This window comes from Vibrio penaeicida, assembly GCF_019977755.1.
Lineage (GTDB): Bacteria > Pseudomonadota > Gammaproteobacteria > Enterobacterales > Vibrionaceae > Vibrio > Vibrio penaeicida.
Window position 1 is genome coordinate 1023360 of sequence record NZ_AP025144.1, and the last position, 22169, is coordinate 1045528.

At 43.9% G+C, this 22169-nt stretch carries 15 protein-coding genes; 12 read left to right on the forward strand and 3 right to left on the reverse strand.

The window, feature by feature from the left end; all coding sequences use genetic code 11:
- The first annotated feature begins 98 nt into the window (after window positions 1-98).
- From sucA to sucD, 4 genes are all read left to right on the forward strand, one after another.
- Complete coding sequence (gene sucA, locus LDO37_RS04885) at window positions 99-2906, forward strand: 2-oxoglutarate dehydrogenase E1 component (RefSeq protein ID WP_126610192.1); 2808 nt, start codon at window positions 99-101, stop codon at window positions 2904-2906.
- 28 nt (window positions 2907-2934) lie between these two features.
- The gene (odhB, locus tag LDO37_RS04890) at window positions 2935-4143 is read left to right on the forward strand and encodes a 2-oxoglutarate dehydrogenase complex dihydrolipoyllysine-residue succinyltransferase (RefSeq protein WP_101113522.1); all 1209 of its coding nucleotides are present in this window, start codon (window positions 2935-2937) and stop codon (window positions 4141-4143) included.
- A 175-nt stretch (window positions 4144-4318) separates the two neighbouring features.
- A complete protein-coding gene (sucC, locus tag LDO37_RS04895) occupies window positions 4319-5485 on the forward strand; it encodes an ADP-forming succinate--CoA ligase subunit beta (protein ID WP_101113523.1) in 1167 nt (388 codons plus the stop codon).
- Window positions 5485-6357, forward strand: coding sequence for a succinate--CoA ligase subunit alpha (gene sucD, locus LDO37_RS04900; protein WP_101113524.1), 873 nt, complete (start codon window positions 5485-5487; stop codon window positions 6355-6357). Before sucC ends, sucD begins: the two co-directional genes overlap by 1 nt.
- An 82-nt stretch (window positions 6358-6439) precedes the next feature.
- Here the strand turns inward: sucD and LDO37_RS04905 are convergent, their stop codons facing one another.
- Window positions 6440-7501: a glycosyltransferase family 9 protein gene (locus LDO37_RS04905; RefSeq protein ID WP_126610193.1), complete on the reverse strand. Its 1062-nt coding sequence runs from the start codon at window positions 7499-7501 to the stop codon at window positions 6440-6442.
- A gap of 157 nt (window positions 7502-7658) precedes the next feature.
- On the opposite strand from LDO37_RS04905, the gene msbA reads away from it, so the two are divergent.
- From msbA to LDO37_RS04930, 5 genes are all read left to right on the forward strand, one after another.
- Window positions 7659-9425: a lipid A export permease/ATP-binding protein MsbA gene (gene msbA, locus LDO37_RS04910; RefSeq protein ID WP_126610194.1), complete on the forward strand. Its 1767-nt coding sequence runs from the start codon at window positions 7659-7661 to the stop codon at window positions 9423-9425.
- Between the two features lie 126 nt (window positions 9426-9551).
- Window positions 9552-11219 carry a pyridoxal-dependent aspartate 1-decarboxylase PanP gene (gene panP, locus LDO37_RS04915; protein WP_126610195.1) on the forward strand — a complete coding sequence of 556 codons (1668 nt, stop codon included), beginning with the start codon at window positions 9552-9554 and terminating at the stop codon, window positions 11217-11219.
- Window positions 11220-11231: 12 nt separating this feature from the next.
- On the forward strand, window positions 11232-12800 hold the full coding sequence (locus tag LDO37_RS04920) for an AMP-binding protein (RefSeq protein WP_126610196.1): 1569 nt from the start codon (window positions 11232-11234) through the stop codon (window positions 12798-12800).
- On the forward strand, window positions 12791-13021 hold the full coding sequence (locus LDO37_RS04925) for a phosphopantetheine-binding protein (protein WP_126610197.1): 231 nt from the start codon (window positions 12791-12793) through the stop codon (window positions 13019-13021). Before LDO37_RS04920 ends, LDO37_RS04925 begins: the two co-directional genes overlap by 10 nt.
- Window positions 13011-13913, forward strand: coding sequence for a lysophospholipid acyltransferase family protein (locus LDO37_RS04930; RefSeq protein WP_126610198.1), 903 nt, complete (start codon window positions 13011-13013; stop codon window positions 13911-13913). Before LDO37_RS04925 ends, LDO37_RS04930 begins: the two co-directional genes overlap by 11 nt.
- 95 nt (window positions 13914-14008) lie before the next feature.
- Here LDO37_RS04930 and znuB read toward each other — a convergent pair whose 3' ends face one another.
- Window positions 14009-14794: a zinc ABC transporter permease subunit ZnuB gene (znuB, locus tag LDO37_RS04935; RefSeq protein WP_126610199.1), complete on the reverse strand. Its 786-nt coding sequence runs from the start codon at window positions 14792-14794 to the stop codon at window positions 14009-14011.
- Window positions 14787-15569 (reverse strand): zinc ABC transporter ATP-binding protein ZnuC, encoded by a 783-nt coding sequence (gene znuC, locus LDO37_RS04940; protein WP_126610200.1) that lies wholly within the window; start codon window positions 15567-15569, stop codon window positions 14787-14789. The genes znuB and znuC overlap by 8 nt, the downstream gene beginning before the upstream one ends.
- 84 nt (window positions 15570-15653) lie before the next feature.
- Here znuC and znuA point away from each other — a divergent pair, with 84 nt between their 5' ends.
- The 3 genes from znuA to LDO37_RS04955 all read left to right on the forward strand — a co-directional run bounded on the left by znuA (window position 15654) and on the right by LDO37_RS04955 (window position 21517).
- Window positions 15654-16634 carry a zinc ABC transporter substrate-binding protein ZnuA gene (gene znuA / locus LDO37_RS04945; RefSeq protein WP_126610201.1) on the forward strand — a complete coding sequence of 327 codons (981 nt, stop codon included), beginning with the start codon at window positions 15654-15656 and terminating at the stop codon, window positions 16632-16634.
- Window positions 16631-17983: a murein DD-endopeptidase MepM gene (mepM, locus tag LDO37_RS04950; protein WP_126610202.1), complete on the forward strand. Its 1353-nt coding sequence runs from the start codon at window positions 16631-16633 to the stop codon at window positions 17981-17983. The genes znuA and mepM overlap by 4 nt, the downstream gene beginning before the upstream one ends.
- A 129-nt stretch (window positions 17984-18112) precedes the next feature.
- A complete protein-coding gene (locus LDO37_RS04955) occupies window positions 18113-21517 on the forward strand; it encodes an AraC family transcriptional regulator (protein ID WP_126610203.1) in 3405 nt (1134 codons plus the stop codon).
- Window positions 21518-22169: the final 652 nt, after the last annotated feature.

Here is a 22169-nt window from a genome sequence, read left to right on the forward strand (position 1 = left end):
CAAAATTGCCGACCCTTATGTAAAGCCTTTGGGTCGGCTTTATTAATAGCTCGGCATAAGACCGATGCAAACGTGAAACCTACTGGTTAAGGGAAAATATGCACAACGGCGTGATGAAGGCATGGCTCGAGTCTTCACACTTGGCTGGCGCCAATGCAACTTATGTAGAAGAACTCTACGAACTGTATCTTAGTGATCCCGATCTGGTGAGTGAGGAATGGAAACGAGTATTTGAAGGGTTGCCTACGCAATCCGACGCGGTCGATCAACCGCATTCTCGTGTCCGTGATTACTTCCGTCGATTAGCGAAAGAAACAAAGCATTACAATGTCCAAGTTAGTGATCCCGATGTCGATGCTAAACAAGTAAAAGTACTACAGCTGATCAATGCCTACCGATTCCGCGGGCATGAAGCTGCCAACCTCGACCCTCTCGGTCTTTGGGAAAGAGATACAGTCGCTGAACTGAACCCTGCTTTCCATACCCTCACTGAAGAAGATTTAGACGAAACTTTTAACGTAGGTTCTTTTGCCAATGGGCAAGAAACTATGGTTTTGAGAGATCTTCAAAAAGCCCTCAAGCAAACTTACTGTGGCTCTGTCGGTGCTGAATACATGCACATGACAAATACAGAGCAAAAGCGTTGGATTCAGCAACGCTTGGAATCTGTATCAGGCCAAGCTTCATTTAGTGCTGAAGAGAAAAAGACTTTCCTTCATGAGCTGACTGCAGCCGAAGGCTTAGAGCGTTATCTCGGTGCTAAGTTCCCAGGTGCGAAACGTTTCTCCCTAGAAGGTGGCGATGCAATGATTCCTATGACTAAGGAAATCATTCGTAGCGCAGGTGCTCAGGGTGTGCGTGAAGTTGTTGTCGGCATGGCCCACCGTGGTCGTTTGAATATGCTGGTCAACGTGCTTGGTAAGAAGCCACAAGATTTGTTCGATGAATTTGCGGGCAAACACGATGACACTTGGGGTACTGGTGACGTTAAATATCACCAAGGCTTCTCTGCTGACTTTGCAACACCGGGTGGCGATGTACACCTAGCGTTAGCATTTAACCCATCTCACCTAGAAATCGTTAACCCTGTTGTTATCGGTTCGGTCCGAGCTCGTCAGGATCGCCTTGGGGATAAAGATGGAAGCAGCGTTCTGCCTATTACCATCCATGGGGACTCTGCGATAGCCGGGCAGGGCGTTGTTCAAGAAACGTTCAACATGTCTCAAGCTCGCGGTTTCTGTGTTGGTGGTACTGTCCGAATTGTTGTGAATAACCAAGTCGGTTTCACAACGTCGAACCCTCGTGATACTCGATCAACTATGTACTGTACCGATATTGCCAAGATGGTACAGGCACCGATTTTCCATGTGAACGCAGATGATCCAGAAGCGGTAGCTTTTGTTGCTCGCTTAGCTGTTGATTACCGTAATACGTTCAAATGTGATGTCGTTATTGATTTGGTTTGTTACCGTCGTCACGGTCACAACGAAGCGGATGAGCCGAATGCAACTCAACCGTTGATGTATCAAAAAATCAAAAAGCACCCAACCCCTCGTAAGCTATACGCAGACGTTCTAATTGAACGTGGCGAGTTTGATATTGAAACCGCCACGTTGTTAGTGAACGAGTACCGAGATGCACTTGACCACGGTGAAGTCGTGGTGAAGGAGTGGCGTCCAATGGCACTGCATTCCGTAGACTGGTCACCTTATATTGGTCACGATTGGGATACGGATTGGGATTCGAATTTTGATATCAAGCGCCTGAAAGAATTAGGTCAACGCTTGTGTCAGTACCCAGAAAGCCACAAGCTTCATAGCCGTGTAAACAAACTTTACAACGATCGAACGTCGATGATTAATGGCGAGAAACAACTCGATTGGGGTATGGCTGAAACATTGGCGTATGCAACTTTGGTTGATGACGGCAAACGTATTCGTATTTCTGGTCAAGATTCAGGTCGTGGTACTTTCTTCCACCGTCATTCTGTATTGCATAACCAAACGGATGCGAGCACCTATGTTCCTTTAGCGAACATCCATGATAAGCAGGGTCCTTTCCAAGTATTTGACTCTGTTCTATCTGAAGAAGCTGTACTGGCATTTGAATACGGTTACGCGACAGCAGAACCGGGTGGTTTAACGTTATGGGAAGCTCAGTTTGGTGACTTCGCGAACGGTGCACAGGTTGTAATCGACCAGTTTATCTCTTCTGGAGAGCAAAAGTGGGCTCGTTTGTGTGGTTTGACTATGCTTCTGCCTCACGGCTACGAAGGTCAAGGTCCAGAGCACTCCTCTGCACGTCTAGAGCGCTATTTGCAATTGTGTGCTGAACAAAACATGCAAGTAGTCGTGCCTTCTACGCCTGCGCAGGTTTATCACATGATCCGTCGTCAAGTGGTGCGCCCAATGCGTCGTCCACTGATTGTTATGTCGCCTAAGTCTCTTTTACGTCATCCGCTTTGTACTTCTTCATTAGAAGATTTGTCGGAAGGTACGTTCCAAGCTGCAATTGGTGAGATAGATACACTGGAAGCATCTAAAGTGAAGCGTGTTGTATTTTGTTCGGGCAAGGTATATTACGACCTACTAGAGCAACGTCGCAACAACGAACAAGACGATGTTGCGATAGTTCGTATTGAACAGTTGTACCCATTCCCGCTGGAAGAAGTACAAACTGCGATCGCACAATACACAAATGCAGTGGATTATGTTTGGTGTCAGGAAGAGCCTCAGAACCAAGGTGCTTGGTACTCTAGCCAACATAACTTCCGTGCCGCGATTCCAGCTGGTGCTGATTTGAAATACGCAGGTCGTCCGGCTTCGGCATCACCTGCAGTTGGATACATGTCAGTACACATGAAACAACAGAAAGCGTTAATTAGTGACGCACTTACCCTAGATTAAGAACTAGAAGAAAAAGGACGAAACAGACATGACAATTGAAATTCTGGTTCCAGACTTACCTGAATCTGTAGCTGATGCGACGGTTGCAACGTGGCACAAAAAACCAGGTGATGCAATCGAGCGCGACGAAGTCATTGTTGATATTGAAACAGATAAAGTTGTACTGGAAGTACCTGCCCCTGAAGCCGGTGTACTTGAAGCCATCGTCGAAGAAGAAGGTGCAACAGTACTAGGTCGTCAAGTTATTGCTAGATTGAAGCCTGGCGCTGTAGCGGGTGAACCGACAGCAGACAGCACAGACGACAAAGAAGCTTCTCCAGACAAGCGCCATAAAGCTTCTTTGACGGAAGAATCTAACGATGCATTGAGCCCAGCAGTTCGCCGTTTACTTGCAGAGCACAACCTAGATGCAAACCAAGTGAAAGGAACGGGTGTTGGTGGTCGTATTACTCGTGAAGATATCGATGCGCATTTAGCTGCCGCGAAATCTGCACCAGCCGCCGCTGCTCAACCAGAAATAGAAGCACCTGCAGCCGCACGCACCCAGAAGCGTGTACCTATGACGCGTCTTCGTAAGACAGTCGCGAAGCGTCTTCTTGAAGCGAAAAACAGCACAGCGATGTTGACAACGTTTAATGAAGTGAACATGAAGCCAATCATGGATCTTCGTAAGCAGTATAAAGACCAATTTGAAGAGCGCCACGGTACGCGTCTTGGATTTATGTCTTTCTACGTGAAAGCTGTAACTGAAGCGCTGAAGCGTTACCCAGAAGTGAATGCATCGATTGATGGCGAAGACATTGTTTACCACAACTACTTCGATATCAGCATGGCAGTTTCAACACCTCGTGGTCTTGTTACTCCTGTACTGAAAGATTGTGATACGTTGGGTTTTGCTGAAATTGAAAAAGGCATCAAAGAGCTGGCAATCAAAGGTCGTGACGGCAAACTGACCGTTGATGAGTTGGTTGGCGGTAACTTTACTATCACTAATGGTGGCGTATTTGGTTCTCTAATGTCTACACCGATCATTAACCCACCACAGTCTGCAATTCTTGGTATGCACAAAATCCAAGAGCGTCCTATGGCGGTTGATGGGAAAGTTGAGATTCTTCCAATGATGTACTTGGCTCTATCTTACGATCACCGTTTGATTGATGGTCGTGAGTCGGTTGGATTCCTAGTAACGATTAAAGAGTTGCTTGAAGATCCAGCTCGTCTATTGTTAGACGTATAGTCCGCTAAGCAAAAGCATAAAAATTGAGCCAGGCTCTCAACGTCTGGCTCTTTATTGCGGGTAAATCTCGCATGCTCAAGACTAAAACCCTACATACGTGCGCCGTTTATCAGAATTGATAACGCGTCTATGGAAATAATAAATCCCCTAAGGGATAAACAAACGGAATAACACAATGAATTTGCATGAATACCAAGCCAAACAGCTGTTTGCAGAATTCGGTTTGCCTGTACCAGAAGGTTTCGCGTGTGATACAGCTCAAGAAGCTTTTGAAGCTGCCGGCCGCATCAGTACAGCGAAGAAAGTCGTTAAGTGCCAGGTACACGCTGGTGGTCGCGGTAAAGCGGGCGGCGTTGAACTGCATGACACAAAAGAAGGCGTAAAAGAATTTGCACAAAAGTGGCTGGGTAAAAACCTTGTTACTTACCAAACAGACGCTAACGGTCAGCCAGTAACAAAAATCCTAGTTGAAGAAGCATCGAACATTGCTAACGAGCTGTACCTAGGTGCCGTTGTTGACCGTGCTAGTCGTAAAATTGTATTCATGGCGTCTACTGAAGGCGGCGTGGACATCGAGAAAATTGCTGAAGAAACACCTGAGTTGATTCATAAAGCGGCAATCGACCCATTGGTTGGTCCTCAAGCTTACCAAGGTCGTGAGCTTGCGTTCAAACTTGGTCTAGCGGGAGATCAAATCAAGCAGTTTGTTAAGATCTTCATGGGTCTTGGCACTATGTTCTCTCAGTACGATTTGGCTCTTCTAGAAATTAACCCACTTGTTGTGACAGGTGAAGGTAACCTTCTATGTCTTGACGGTAAAATCAACATCGATTCAAACGCGATGTACCGTCAGCCTAAGCTTCGTGAAATGCACGATCCATCTCAAGAAGATGAGCGTGAAGCACACGCTGCACAGTGGGAACTAAACTACGTAGCACTGGATGGTAACGTTGGCTGTATGGTTAACGGTGCAGGTCTTGCGATGGGTACGATGGACATCGTAAACCTGCATGGCGGTAAGCCAGCTAACTTCCTAGATGTAGGTGGCGGCGCAACAAAAGAGCGCGTAGCAGAAGCATTCAAGATCATCCTGTCTGATGACAATGTTAAAGCAGTACTCGTAAACATCTTCGGTGGTATCGTTCGTTGTGACATGATTGCTGAAGGTATTATCGGTGCGGTTAAAGAAGTTGGCGTAACAGTGCCTGTTGTTGTTCGTTTAGAAGGTACTAACGCAGACTTAGGTCGCGAAGTTCTTGCTAATTCTGATGTTGATATCATTGCTGCTGAGTCGCTAACAGATGCTGCTCAGAAAGTTGTAGCTGCTGCGGAGGCGAAATAATGTCTGTACTAATTAACAAAGACACTAAAGTAATCTGTCAGGGCTTCACTGGTGGTCAAGGTACTTTCCACTCTGAGCAAGCGATCGCTTACGGTACGCAAATGGTTGGTGGTGTTTCTCCTGGTAAAGGTGGTCAAACTCACTTAGGTCAACCAGTATTCAATACTGTTCGTGAAGCAGTAGAAGCGACTGGCGCAACAGCGACAGTAATCTACGTTCCAGCACCATTCTGTAAAGATGCGATTCTAGAAGCTATCGATGCAGGTATTGAGCTCATCGTTACTATCACAGAAGGCATTCCAACTACGGATATGATTGATGTGAAAGTGAAGCTAGAAGAAACTGGCGTTCGCATGATCGGTCCTAACTGCCCAGGCGTTATTACTCCTGACGAGTGTAAGATTGGTATCATGCCTGGTCACATCCACAAGAAAGGTAAAGTGGGTATCGTATCGCGTTCAGGTACATTGACTTACGAAGCCGTTAAGCAAACAACTGACGAAGGCTTTGGTCAATCTACTTGTGTTGGTATTGGTGGTGACCCAATCCCTGGTTCAAACTTCATTGATATTCTGAAGTTGTTCCAAGAAGACCCAGAAACAGAAGCTATCGTTATGATCGGTGAGATCGGCGGAACAGCGGAAGAAGAAGCAGCAGCGTACATCAAAGAGAACGTAACTAAGCCTGTAGTTTCTTACATCGCTGGTGTTACGGCTCCTCCTGGTAAGCGTATGGGTCACGCTGGTGCAATCATCTCTGGCGGTAAAGGTACTGCGGAAGACAAATTTGCAGCACTAGAAGCGGCTGGCGTTAAGACGACTAAGTCTCTGGCTGAAATCGGTAAAGCACTTCGTGAAGTGACTGGCTGGTAAGAAAGTTCAGTGAATACAAAAAACCGGAGCTTAGAAGCTCCGGTTTTTTTATGTCTTTTTTAATTGTGATTTCTAATCACCATCAAAATGGGATTTTAAGCGACTTTAGGATTTGCGCCGCGTCTAGGTTATCTAACCCATCAACATTGACGGTGTTGCTTCCTAGCAACCCGTATCGCTCTATCGAGGTATGAGTATAAAGACCAACACAGTTTGCTCCAGCGGCATCCGCCAAATGCAAAGGACCGGTATCGCAACAAATAAACCCATCCATTTGTTTGAGCACGGCAGCAAGTACTCGCATATCTTTTGATTGATAAGTTTGTGTTTCAGCGTTGAGTGGGGCTGGGATGTCAGGGCTCAATATTTCGATCCAATTGATTTGCTTGCCCGTCACTTCATCAAATTGAGTGAGCACGGTTTCCCAGGTGGTTTCATCAAGTTGCTTTTCTCCGCGTGCTCCACGGAAGTAAGCCAATGTGATGTGTTCCTTTCCTTTTCGCAACTGCTGAGAAATTTGTTGTGCATTCTCTGTTTCTTGCTGAGAAAACGCCATTGTGTGGTCGTATTCAGGATCAAGCTTGATTCCCATGCCTTTTAAAATATCTAAACTTTCTAGCGCTGCGTGGGGATGTCTCACAGGCAGCGGTGATGAGTGAGGGGCTGCAGGTAGCCTGTCTTTCGCGTACTCAGATACCTTATTACGAGCGTCTAGCATTGATGACATCATGCTATCAGTGACAGAAGAGTAGGGGACAAGAACCAAGTCATAGGTATTTTTCCTTAAACGGAAAATACATTGCAGCCAGCTTACTATCTGTTTGAAAGAGAAGCTGGAGTAATCGAATTTCCCTAGCCCCATATTTTGAAAAAACTGCCCTTGCCACGGTTCGCGCAGTAGCAAATCTATTTTGGCATCGGGATATTGCTTTCTAAGTTCTCGAATGAAAGGCAACATAAAAAACATATTTCCGATACGCTTATTGTTACGAATCAGTAAGATATGCTTCACATCTTCGTTATCTAAAAGCTTAGGTTCCAGCGACTTGTTATTACTGAGTAACTTGTACAGTAATATTTCAGAAGATCCCATTTTGTCACGACGGTAGCTGTCAAACCGACGCAGTGCATTTCGTATTGTCATAAATTATTTTTGATTCTCGTTTGGCTACTGTCGCGCACAGAAGTGAGGGACTTTAACAAGCATTTTTCAGCAGATCCAGCAGCAGTTTTGATGACAAAAGTACAATACACTGACTGAATTAATGGTAATCTAGCGCAAAAATTTTCACGAAACTCTTATGACTGTCATTAAAGATAAGAAAAGTATCGAACAATTTAAGCGATTACTTCCCTACATCAGCGTTTATAAGCTGGCGATAGGCGGAGCGATAGTGGCATTGGCGATTAACGCCTTAAGTGACATCTATATGCTCTCTTTGCTTAAGCCTATCTTGGACGAAGGCTTTGGTGACCTAGAATCTAATTATCTACAGATACTCCCGTTTATCATATTGGGAACCGCACTTTTACGTGGTTGCAGCGGGTTTGTTTATGGTTATTTACTCAGTTGGGTTTCAAGCAACATTGTCATGAAGTTGCGTCGAGAGCTTTTCAATCACCTAATGAAAATGCCCGTTTCTTATTTCAGTAAAGAATCCACTGGCACCTTACTTTCCAAAATTACTTACGATACAGAGCAAGTTGCTGGGGCGACCAGTAGCACCTTAATCACCCTTGTGCGCGAAATTGTGACTATTTTTGGTCTACTTGCTTTGATGTTCTGGACCAGTTGGCAACTCTCTTCTGTTCTTCTTATTGTTTGCCCTGTTATAGGCATATTAATCAGTGTCATTTCTAAGCGCCTGAAAAAAGTCAGCCACAATATTCAAAATGAAATGGGAAACTTAGCAACAAGCTCTGAGCAAATGCTGAAAGGGCACAAAGAAGTGTTAAGTTTTGGCGGGCAGAAAAAAGAAGTTTGCCGTTTTGAAGGTGTCACAAATCAAGTTCGCCAGCAAAACATGAAATTGATCGTGGCGCAGCAAGTGTCTAGCCCCGTCATTCAAACTATTGCCTCGTTCGCATTAGTAGCTGTGTTGTATATTGCGAGTATGGACAACATTCATGACCAGCTTTCTGCGGGCACATTTACCGTTGTATTTGCTTCGATGTATAGCCTTCTTCGCCCTTTGCGAGGCTTAACCAATGTGCTTTCTGAGTTTCAACGAGGTATGGCAGCGTGCGAATCTCTGTTTGAAATATTGGATAAACCTACAGAAAGCAACACAGGAAAACACACGCAAGACTCTACGGAAGGAAACATCCGTTTCGATGGTGTGAGTTTTGGTTACGAAGGTGCTGCGGGTAAAGCCTTGGATAATATCTCCATTGATATTCCGACTAACAAAATGACGGCGATAGTCGGCCGATCTGGATCGGGTAAAAGTACTTTGGTTCAGCTTCTTCCAAGGTTGTACTCGGTTGATTCCGGCTCGGTATTGCTTGATGGTGTGAACGTTGAAGATTACGAACTTTCTAACTTACGCACGCACATCAGTTCTGTGTCTCAAGATATTCATTTGTTCAGCGATAGCATAGCCAATAACATAGCGTATCCAGCGCTAGAGAACGCGAAGCGCTCCGAAATAGAGAATGCAGCTAAATTGGCTAACGCCCATGAATTTATTGTTCAGTTGCCTGAGGGCTACGATACTGAAATTGGTCAAAATGGTGTCACCCTTTCAGGAGGTCAGCGTCAGCGTCTTGCCATAGCTAGAGCGTTACTGAAGAAGTCAAAGGTTCTAATACTGGATGAAGCCACCTCCGCTCTGGATACTGAATCCGAAAGAGCAATACAGGAAGCGCTGGCTAATATTCAAAAAGAAAAGACGCTGGTTGTCATTGCGCATCGCCTATCCACGATTGAGCATGCCGACAACATTATTGTCGTTGAACAAGGGAGAGTTTCTGGTCAAGGCACTCACCAAGAGCTTTTAAACTCCGATCCTGTCTATTCAAAGCTTTATCAAAGCCTCAAATCAAAAGAACAGGAAGCGCAGGCGTAGTCTGCCTTTCTGCTGAATAAGCTAAGCGTATTGTTTAATTGAAAATACTGATTTAACAGTCAGTAGTTCGTAGTATTCCGCCGAACTACTGACTTTTCAGAATTTTAAACATTAGGTTGCTTAGCCATGCTGGAATTCTCTTCGAATACGCCTGAACTCGCCCTTGAAGTATCAAGTGAGCAAACAAAAGAAATCCGTATCGAAGACTTCTTCAACGGCCAAACCGATGTGTCTTGCCTCGCCATGATCGAACATGCGCTGCAACACGATTACGAATACTTCCTTCGCAAAACACCTGCGGCTGATGTGTCAGAAAAACGGATTTCATTTGAAGTATCAGACTCCCCTCAAACAGCCGAAGGTTTTTGCGATTTTATCCAGGGCCTGCTTGCTTGCAGTGCCCCTGTTTTTTCCCCAGATTTTATTGGTCATATGACCTCAGCGCTGCCCAAACATATTTTACCCATGGCAAAAATCTTAGCGGCTACGAATCAAAATGTCGTTAAGGTTGAAACATCCAATGTGTTTACTCAGCTAGAAAAAGACGTCATTGCGTTCTTTCATTCTCAGTGCTTTTCTCTGACCAAGAACATCAATTCGCTCAGCTCAGATGCTTTGAGTTCCGATGTAAGCCTTGGACATTTTTGCTCAGGAGGAACGGTCGCTAACCTGTCTTCACTATGGGTCGCCAGAAATCGAGCTCTTAACGCTGATGTTGGGGAAATAGGGCTTATGAAAGCGCTTAAACAGAGCCCTTATGATGACTTGGCAATTCTGGTTTCAGGTGCTGGGCATTATTCCTTAAAAAAAGCCGCTGACTTATTAGGGCTAGGGAAGAGTAACCTAGTCGTTGTCGATACCGACTCCGCGCAACGAATGTGTATAACGGATCTGCGATCGAAAATTTCAATTCTAAAACGAAAAAACGTAAAAATAATGGCGATTGTTGGGGTCGCTGGTACTACTGAAACAGGGGCAATTGATCCGCTTGAAGAGTTAGGCGAGATCGCCAATCAGGAAGACTGTCATTTTCACGTCGATGCTGCGTGGGGTGGAGCCAGCTTGTTGTCAAACAGGCAAAGACATCTGTTTGCAGGAATTGAATTGGCTGATTCGGTCACAATAGACGCGCATAAGCAGCTCTATGTTCCCATGGGTGCAGGCATGGTGTTATTCAAAAGCCCATTAGCGACGCAATCTATATCTCACCATGCTAACTATATTATTCGAAAAGGCTCCAATGATTTGGGAGCACATACGGTAGAAGGTTCTCGAGGTGCAGTCGCAGCGCTAGTGGCTTCAAATTTAGCAATGATGGGAAAACAGGGAATAGCAAAGCTGGTGGATGGAAGTATTCATTTAGCGCACCAGTTTGCTCGTAAAGTTAAAAAAAATACCAATTTTGAACTCACTAGCACTCCAACACTTTGCATTTTTACTTACCGGTATGCACCCAAAAGTCTTTTAGCCCTTATTGAGCGCCTTGAAGTGAGTGAAAGGGGCGTAGCTTACCAATTGCTCGATCGTTTAAATCAGCACATTCAAGAAACCCAAAGGGATACTGGTAAAGGCTTTGTCTCTCGAACCAAACTTCGCGTTAATCAAGGAAAAACGTTGGAAGGAACGGTATTTCGAGTGGTGTTGGCAAATCCTCTAACCTGTATTGAACATTTAGACGCTATTTTGTACGAGCAAGAACGGATTGCATCAGAAAGTGCAGAACTCGCTGACCTTAATCATTTTGTCCATTTAACTACTGATGGTCAGAACCCCCTAAATACTCGGCATAAATAGAAGAACTTCATAATGAGAAAGCACATTTTCCAAGCGATGCTAGAGTCAGCAGATGCGCCTGCTCTTTGGGTTGCTAATCAATATTACACTTACCGAGAGCTGGTAGAAAAAGCCCACTCTGTGAGTGAAAGTTGCCGTCACTACACCTCTGAAAAAGTGGCGGTTCTTGCTCACCGTAGCCTGTTTGCCTATGCAAGTGTTATGGGGTGTTATTTTTCGGGTCTTACTTGGATTCCGATGAACAATAAAAAATCTCCAGCGCAATTGACTGAGATAATGTTGGACACCGAAACGCAAGTAATAGCGTGCGATGTTGGGCATCAGAAAATACTGAGAGAAATGCTCGATTGCACCTCTACCCGTTGGACGATCATTTTCGAGAAAGGTGTTGAAGTCGAGAAGTGGAAAAATGATTTTCCCGACCACCAATTTATTTCGGTTGATGATACTAAAGAGAAGGAAATCGCATTAAGTGAGACTAGCGGGAGCAAGCTTGCTTATATCATGCATACGTCAGGGTCAACGGGGAAGCCCAAACGCATCCCTATCTCTTATCAAAATCTTTCCAGCTATTTGGAAAACATTCAAACCGCGTTTCCATTGTCAAAGTCCGACAGAGTAGCCCAGTTTTCGGATCTCAGTTTTGACCTTTCAGTGCACGATATGTTTTCAGCCTGGATGCACGGCGCGTGTTTGTATTGTATCCCTGAAATTCTTAAAACCAATCCGATTCAATTTATTCGTCACTATCAACTTACAGCCTGGTTATCAGTTCCTTCTGTGATTGATTTGTCACTTCAACGTGATGAATTAGCGCCTGATTCTTTGCCTTCTTTGAAACTGAGTATTTTTTGTGGGCAAGCATTAGCGACAGATCTTGCCGATAAGTGGCAGCAAGCGACGGGGCAAAAAGTGGTGAATATTTATGGACCCACAGAGTGCACCGTGACCGTGACAGCGCACACTTATCAAGCTGAAGTCGATAGGCATAGGACTTCCGTACCTGTAGGGCTTCCTTTTAGAAAGAATTCATTAGCCATCATTGATTCAGATAACCAGCCGCAGTTAATTGACCAGTTTCACGAAGAACTAAAAGGCGAGCTTTATATCAAAGGGGTACAGCTGGCTGGAAAGTATTGGAACGATGAAGAAAATACTCAGCGAGCTTACTTCCACGATAACGAAGGTACGCTTTGGTATAAAACAGGCGATCTAGTGGAATGGCGTGAAGGGGTATTACACCACCTTGACCGTAACGATCATCAAGTAAAAATTGCTGGGCATCGGGTCGAGCTTGGAGAAATTGAAACGGTAGCTCGAAAGGTAAGCCATCTATCAACTGTTGCAGCGGTGCCTTGGCCGTTAAGCCGAGCCGGATATGCCAATGGTGTCGTCGTGTTTTTCCAATCGGATTACGAATTGGATGAACCTGAGATCATAAAACAGTTTTCCAACTACCTGCCAAGGGCTATTTCGCCAAAACAAATCTTTGCGTTGAAAAACATGCCAAGAAACATTAATGGCAAGACTGATATAAACGCACTTTATGAACAACTAGAGAGACTAAGCGAATGCAAATAGAGAGCTTTATTAATGCCTATATTTCTAAGTTAGTGGCTCCGGGCACTCTTGTTGCTGAACATGATTCATTCTTCGATTACGTTGATTCGTTTTCCTTTATAGACCTGATTACCAACGTTGAAAGTGAGTTTGGGCTGTCAATGGATCTTATGTCTGTGGACTTTGATCTTAGCGCAACGATTCGTCAGGTATTGGATTGGTTTAATCTGCATGACAGTTAAGACTTTTGATAACACTAAGAAGAATAAAGGAATAAATGCAGCAAGCGACAATGTTGCAAAAGATAAAGCAAAACACGAGAAAGTTGCTCGCCGAACTCGTGCTTTTATCCGAACCCCTTTCTTCTTCAAAAAGACAATGGCAAGTCTACTCGCTCCGGTTTTGCATGTAGGTCGATTTAAAACCGCAGATAAAGGACTGCGTCGCGTATTTCCGCAAAGTGATGTCAATTGGCGAAAGCAGATATCAAAAGCCTCCGCTAAACAAACATTGATGAACTTGATGGGAGTTTGTCATCTCAATGCTCACATTTTCGAATCTGATGATGGACTTAAAAGCATTGTCGAGGAAGCTAAGCAAGGTAAGGGCGGTGTCATCCTATGCCTACATACCGGAATTTATGATGCAGTAACTTGGTATCTGAATAAGAAAGGTGTACCAACCGAAACGATTTTTGGTGCTGGTAAAGATGGAAAAAGAGAAACTGAAAATACGATCATCGAGACGGCAGCTGAAGAATTAGAGATTCCTTTTGTCGAGCGAGGCAGTAACAGCATCCTCGGGTTAGTCAGAGCCATTTCAGAAGGGCGTTGGGTCGTGTTTCACATGGATCTGCGTGCCGATGGCGTTAACACGCAGTTTTTTGGTTTTGATACTCAGGTTCCAACCACTCCATTCTTTATTGCGCAAAAGCTGGGTTGTTCAGCCTACCTTCATCACACTTTGTCAGGTAAGCAAAAGCAATCTCTGTTTTTTAATAAATTGCCTCAGAGAGAGGATTTATTTGGGAAAGCGAGAATGGAGGCGGAAGCCAAAACGACAATGGAATACCTAGAGCAAGTTATTCGAAAGAACCCAACGCAATGGATATGGCATTACAATCGTTGGAAGTAATTGTTCTTATAGCTAGATTAGAAAACTAAAACAGGGAAGCGAGGCTTCCCTGTTTTGATCTTGAATCGTGATTAAAGTTTCTTTGTAACAATCGCTTAGTGCGTTACTTTCTTGAATTGAGCCAATATAAAAATAATGGCGGCACTGATCACTACGGAAGGTCCGGCTGGCGTGTCCAGATTCCATGAAAATGATAGGCCAGATAATACTGCCGCAACGCCAAACAGCGAAGATAGAATCGCCATTTGTTCTGGTGTACGCGAAAATCTGCGTGCAGCGGCAGCAGGGATAATCATAAGTGAGGTGATCAAAAGTGCTCCAACGAACTTCATTCCTACCGCGATGACAACACCAACCAGCAACATCAAAACAAGGCGCATAAAGTCAGTATTAATCCCTTCTATACTCGCGAGTTCTTCATTGACGCTGCTTGATAGTAGAGGGTGCCAAAAATACATTAGCGCTGCGATAATGAAAGCTCCACCAGCAAATATGAAGGTTAAATCTTGTGGAGAAACCGCAAGTAGATCGCCGAACAAATACCCCATTAGATCAACACGTACGTTATCGAAAAAGCTGATTGCCACCAATCCCAGTGAAAGCGAGCTATGCGCCAAAATACCGAGTAACGTGTCAGTTGCGACAACTTCTTGTTTTTGAAGCGTGACTAAAATGGCTGCAAGCGCAATACAGCAAATAACCAATGCCAGATAGATATTGATATCCAACAAAAAGCCCAAAGACAGACCCAATAACGAAGCGTGCGCTAGGGTATCGCCGAAGTACGCCATCTTACGCCAGACGACAAAAGACCCTAATGGACCTGCAATCAGTGCGATAGCAATACCAGCGAGAATAGAGGGGAGAAGAAACTCAATCATGTTTGTGACCGTGTTGAATATGTTGACATGCATCAGCGTCTCCGGCGACGGGATCGCCAGAAAGGTCATGATGGTGATGATGATCGTGTTGATAAAAAGCCAATGACTCTCGGCTACGGTGACCAAACAGCGCAATGTAAGATGGGTGTTCGCTAACGGCAGCAGGTGTACCTGAGCAGCATACGTGGTGATGCAAGCAAACCACATGGTCGGTCTTGGCCATGACAAGGTGTAGGTCATGCGACACCATCAATACAGCACAGTTAAATCGGTGTCTCAAATGGTCGATTAAGTTATAAAGGTCTATTTGACCTTGCACATCAACACCTTGTGCTGGTTCATCCAAAACAAGCAGCTCGGGTCTTTGAAGCAATGCTCTTGCTAACAAAACACGCTGATTTTCACCACCAGACAGCCGATGCATATTGTTATTCAGCAAATGGGAAGCGCCAACCAGTTTTAAGGCTTCTAGCCGCTCTTGTTTGCTGTATTTCCCAGCAAGTTTTAGAAATCGCTCAACGCTAAGAGGAAGGGTGTCATTTAACCTGAGTTTTTGCGGAACGTACCCTATTTTAGGTTTGCCAGTAAATGATAATGTGCCATCAAAACGCTTGTTGAGTCCAAGCAACACTTTTACTAATGTTGATTTCCCCGCTCCATTAGGACCAATTAATGTCGTAATTTGACCTTTGTGTAGGTCTAGATTGATGTTGTCGAGAACGGGCTTATCACCAAATTGTACCCGTATAGATTTGAGTGAAGCGAGGAGAGTCATTATAAACCGCTATTGCATTACTGATGTGTTATAAAGTAACATTTACCCCCATTTACGCCAAGTACTGAATACTCAGAGGATAAAATGCCACGTTTTGGTCATGTATTTTTGTTGTTAGGGTTGATGCCTTCTATCGCCAGCGCAGCTAACGTTTTAAGCTCCATAAAACCTGTTCAACTCATTACCAATGAAATTACCGAGGGAGTATCCACCTCAGACGTTCTGCTGTCTACAAATACTTCTCCTCATGACTATGCTTTGAAGCCATCTGACATTAAAAAGATCAGAAAAGCCGATCTAGTGGTTTGGATCGGTGAAGACATGGAAACTTTTCTGACTGGTGTAATGGAAAGTCATTCTGGTGCTTTCGCCCTTCAACAACAACCTGAAGTTAAGTTACGAAAATATGGTGATTGTGGATGCGATAAAGATGAAGCGCATCACAATGAAGAAAAGCATCATGATCATGATGACCATAAGGGGCACGACCACCATGAAGGTCACGATCATCATAAAGGACATGACGGACACGAAGGGCATAACCATGGTGCCTATGATACGCATTTTTGGTTAGGTCCTGATCAAGCTCTTCAAGCCGCTACCACCATTGCAAACAAGTTATCTGAGATTGATCCAAGCAATGCAAAACGCTACCAAGATAATTTGGTTGCGTTTGAAGTTAACTTAAATAAAACAAACGCAGAGATAGAAGCTAAATTATCTTCTGTTCGCCACAACGGCTATTTTGTCTTCCATGATGCATACGGTTACTTCGAAAATCATTTTAAATTGAACAATTTAGGTCATTTTACTGTTAGCCCAGAGCGAAAGCCTGGAGCAAAAACCTTAAACAAAATACGTAAAAAGCTTGAATCTAAAGATGCATATTGCGTATTCTCTGAGCCTCAATTTACCCCAGCTGTAGTGACCTCCGTAACGCGTGGGACAGGTGTGAATAAAGGCGAACTTGATCCACTTGCGGTGAATATCAAAGTGCAGTCTGGGGCGTATTTCGACTTTTTAAAGTCATTAGGCTCCCAATTCGCTAGCTGTTTATCTGAATGAAAAATATAAATGTCGCTGCCAAACACTGGCAGCGATTACCTAAAAAACACAAACTTACTATTCTGAGCCTAACGATATTAACCATCGGTGTATCATTTTGGCGTCCAAACCCCGTTTCGATTTCATCACAATCTGCCGCAACGCCTACTGAACGAGTTGAAATTGATCTTGAAAGTGAACAAACCATAGCGCTTTCAGATCAAAACAGCGAACCTCTTGGTGCTCAAATTGATTCTAACGCCCCAGAGTTTTCTGCCCCTAAAGACGAACTTGAAGAAGAGTTGGCGAATGCAATAGAGCCGAGTCATTCACATGTCGTCGCGAAAGGGGAGCTGCTTAGCACGGTCTTCGAGCAGTACGGTCTGAAACTAAATGACATGTACGCGCTAATTAATACAAATAAGGCTGCTGAACGGCTTCGCCCCGGAATGACGTTAACATGGACGTTAGACACGGATGGTCAGTTAGATGAGCTACGTATTGATCGCAATGCCAAAGAGTATGATCTTTATACGCTTGGCGAATCAGGGTATCAATATCAAAGATTGGAAAACTCCGGAGAATTGAAACCTGTTGTGGTTACAGGGCGAATATCCGGAAGCTTTTATCAGTCGGCATTGAATGCCGGGTTGTCACCGGGGCAAATCACGACCATTGTTAAATCGATGCAGTGGAAGTTTGATTTTGGGCGCTTAGCGCGTAGAGGTGACAAATTCGCTGTTCAGATCGAGCAAGAATTTATCGATGGCAAAGCGGTAGGCAGAGGTGATGTTAAAGCTTTGCTGTACGTGAATAGAGGAAAAGAATACACCGCTGTTAAATTTGATGATAATCGTTTTTACGACAAGTCTGGTCAAAGCTTAGAGCAGGCATTTGATCGTTTGCCAACCAATAAGCGATATCGAGTCAGTTCTCGTTTCAATCCTCATAGAAAGCACCCAGTTACGGGACGTATTTCTCCCCACAATGGAACCGATTTTGCCACGCCAACGGGCACACCTATTTATTCGACGGGCGATGGCAAAGTGGTGAAAGCACGTCGCCATCCTTTAGCGGGCAATTATGTGGTTATTAAACATGGTCGAGAGTACGTAACAAGGTACCTGCACTTACACCGAATTCTGGTAAAAGTGGGGGATACGGTCACTCGTGGTCAAAAAATCGCTTTAAGTGGAAATACGGGGCGCTCTACAGGTCCTCATCTCCATTATGAGTTGATCAAAAATTCACGCCCAGTGGATGCAATGAAGGTGCAACTACCTAAAGCATCGGATGTACCTAAGTCTAAGTTACCGGAATTTAAAGAAAATGCTGGTAGTGTCATACAAATTTTACGTGATCAGATCTAGATAAATGAAAGGTGTAGTGAGCTGCACCTTTTTTATTCATCATAATTCGTATAACGTATCAAGTTACTCAAAATTACCAGTATCTCAAATTGGTGATGGCGGTTTTCCGGCTTAGAGAAAGGGAAGGATTTGATTACGCGATCCGTACTCATATTAATATTGCTTGTCGTTAGTCAAAGCTTACGAGCTCACGAGAGCAATTCCATTTTCTACCCCTTGCCATTTCAGATGCAAGGGCAGTCTCTTACCGCAAAAAATCTGATATCGGGTCCAGATGGTGGGCTTTGGATTCATGATATTCATGGGCAGCTGAGGTTTTTTGACGGTCAGCATATTCTTCCCCGATCTGGCAGTGTCTTTGAGCGCAAGCTCTCTCAGGTCGCCTACAGTCGGCAGTATTTCTGGTTCTCAGAAAACAATAAAATATTCCGGTTTAAGCCTAACTTCCCACAAGAACTCGTTACTTCTCTTCCTGCTAATCGCCGAATACTGAAGCTTGGCGTGAGTAATAAATTTGTATGGGCTGCAACCGCCGAAAACTTCTACACATTAGATTTGGATGATAACTCAGTGAATGAGTATCCCCTTTCATTTGTTTACCAAAGTAATAGTCAGAAGCGAGTGATAGTCAATGACGCGAAATATGTTTCTGACCGATGGATTTTGGGAACGACCTCTGGCGTTTACTTTAATCAAGGTAAGAAGTTCTATCATATCCGCGCGTCTGGAAGGCACCATATTGAGTCTCTCCACTTTTCTCAAAAACGCAGGGAGCTCATCGTTGGCTCTCTTCAAGGCGCTAGAATCATTACCATTGATAATGAATCGCGAACTTTTAAAGTGATTGGTAGTTCTCACGTATTGGCGATTGAAGAAACGGATACGTCTTACTGGTTAGGTACTGAAAATGGGATATACATTTACCACTTCCTTACCGGTGAAACTGACCATATTTCATCTAACTATCAAGATGATTATGCACTGCCCGGTGATCATGTGTACGACTTATACAATGACGGGCAAGGTGGCGTTTGGGTGGCGACGAACAAAGGGATAAATTATTACTCTCTTTACAGCCGATTGTTTGAACGCGTGCGTTTTGGTACTTCTTCCCAACATTTAGGATTGGGTAATATTAAGCAAGTATTCACATCTTCGGACGGAGCGCATTGGATCGGAACCGATCAAGGATTTTATCTTCTAAACCCGAAGAATATGCATTACCCCAAGCGGTTGCTTGAGGGATGTGTGAATGATTTGGTGCAACAAGGAAAATTCTTGTGGTTGGCAATGTCCGATGGGTTAAGAAAGTTCAATCTAGAGACGCTAGCGCTTGAAAACGAGATGCTACCTAGCCAACTAAATCAAAGAGTGATTAATCGAGTCACTATTGATAAAAGCGGCATGCTTTGGGTGGCGACGGCAGAAGGTCTGATTCGCTACCAACCCGACAGCAAAGTAACGGAGAATTTTGGATTTGATTGGGTAGCCAAACAATACTTCCCAACACAAATCACTCACCTTTATACGTCTTCTACTGGAACCGTTTGGATAGGGACAGACCATGGTCTTTATTACTATGCCAATGGGCGCCTACAGTTTGAACGAAGTGGTGAAACATTACTGGCGAGAACTGTCGATATGTCTGAAACTGTTGGTGGTAAAACATGGCGAATCAGCAACAGAGGATTAAGTCTTTATAACCCTGAGACTCTTGTTCAGCGAATTGTACCGTTGTTTGAAGCGGATATTAAACCGCTGTGCAGTGTTTCCACGGCGAATGGTATGTGGTTGTCTACATCCAAGGGGCTCAGTTTTTATTCCAATGAAGGGCAACTTCTTCATCATTATGGGGCCCCTTTTGGATTGATAAATAATGAATTTTTACCAGATGTATGTTCGGTTGCTCCCAATGGTGACCACCTAATATTTGGTTCCAAACTCGGAATTATAATGACATCAGAAAAGGCGCTGAAAGCGACACAATTGCCTCTGAGTCGAGTTAAATTTGGTCAGGTCCTTTTGGACAGAAAGCCTTTCGAATTTGCGCCTGATAGCAGCAAGCAATACCAAGTTCCACACGGGAAAAACCTTTCATTCGTTGTAGGTGTATTACCTGATTTTGATGTTTGGAGCTTGGAATATCGGCTTTTAGGAAGCCGGAATGAAAACTGGATATCTCTTCAAGGCTCGCAATTAACCTTTGATTATCTATTACCTGGTGAATACGAGCTTGAAGTTCGCACATCTTCACAGTCTGAGCTTGAAGTTGAAGGCTCCAGTTTTTCTTTCATTATTTCAACGCCTTGGTACATGTCCGGTTGGTTTATCGCCTACGTCATTTTATGTTTAATTGTCTTTGCAGGGTTAATTGTATTGTGGCGTTCACGTCAAATACGTCGAATTAACAAAGCGCTGAGAGATAAAGTTGAACTGAGAACAAGTCAGCTAAAACACCAAAGTGATATGTTGGTAAACAGTAATAAGCTTTTGAAAAGGCAGATTAATATTCGCCAAACTTACATTGATAGCCTTGCCGGTAAGACGAAAGTTGTTTTTGAAGATATATGCCAGTCTGGAGCTGAACCTGGCCAATTCAAGAAAGCGTTTTACCTTTTGCAACAGATCGTTGATCTCAGTGTTAAATCTCAGGGAGAGACCAGAGCAAGCCATGACCTTAATTCAGTGTGTGACGCAGTGGTTGCGCATTGGGAGCAAGAATTGGCGAAACAAGGTGTTCAACTCAACGTGTATCATTCTCCAGCTGCAATTTCAGTTTATGTGGAACAATTTAATTTAGACTATGTACTCCACGGAATGTTGGCAAACGTTTCGAGAAGAAGTAGGCGAGGCGATCAAATTGAATTGGTTGTAGTTAACCAAGATGAGCAATGTGGGTTCAGAATTCAAGATACGGGCAATCCAATTTCTCAGCAGGAAGTGTTGGGTTACAACTCCTTTAATCACAAGTACAGTGGCGAAGAGTGGAGTGCGTTAACCGATACAAGCTTACAGGGCTTACGTCGATACGTTGAATATGGTGGCGGTGAGTGTTTCTTTAGGAAAAAAGAGAACAACGCTAACATCATTGACGCCTTTTGGTCGAATGCGCCGGTGGAAGAGCTCGACATACCCATTGGAAGAAGATTTAACGCGTCAACTAAAGAAGAAATAGTTGTTTCGGAAGAACAAGTTCCGCTTACTGAAGAAGAGCAATGGTTATCAAGAGTCTTTGAGATAGTGGATACTCACTATCACGACCCCGACTTTGGTACAGCACCGATGGCGAAAATGATTTATACATCGGAGCGAAGTTTGCAGCGTAAGTTTAAATCTCAAACAGGAAAGACATTTAAAGAGTACCTTAACGAAATTCGATTAGAGAAAGCCTGTCAGCGGCTAATCGGCGGCGAAAAAGTATCTGACGTTGCTCATGAGACAGGCTTTAATGACCCTTCCTATTTCAGTCAGCGATTTAAACACCATTACGGTATTTCACCCTCCAAATTTATTGAAGCTAATCAAGGTGTTTGATGGTGTGCTCCTCCGCCTTTTAAAATTAGACCTTCGAACCTTTTAACACACTGAAAAAGCTATCTATTAGGGCATTATTTCATTTGCATTCAAATTGCATCCGTTTCTATTCTTGCGTCTATCTACTCTCACTTAACGTTACAAAGGGCTTCTGTGTTTGCTGAATAAAAGGGGTATCTATTACGCTCATCATGCTCTGCAAGCGTTGTATTGGCTTCAAAGGGGGGAGCTCTGTTACCTATGTCTAGCCCAATCCCTATTCTTTGGTAGAGAAGTCGCTGAACCAAGCACTTTGAGGTTATTCGGGTATAACTAACTGAAATATAAATGAGATAAAGAATGGCTACTATAGGTAAAGCAAAAGTAAAGTCGCGAGAATGCAGTAATTTGATTGCTGATGTTTTTAGGGGAATTGAAAAAGGAAGAAAAAAAATATCGTGGTATAGCCGGGGGGACTATACCACGGGTGTCAATGACACCTTCGCTTGCTGCCGGAGTGATATAGCTAAGCTATATCACCTCTGGAATTCTTATCTAAGGCAGTGCCTTTCGATGGAGTAACTATAGCCTCGCTCCACTTAATTTCTTTATTGAATTAACGACACATTTACATAAGAAATCCGACAACCTATCTAATCATGGTTTAAGTGAT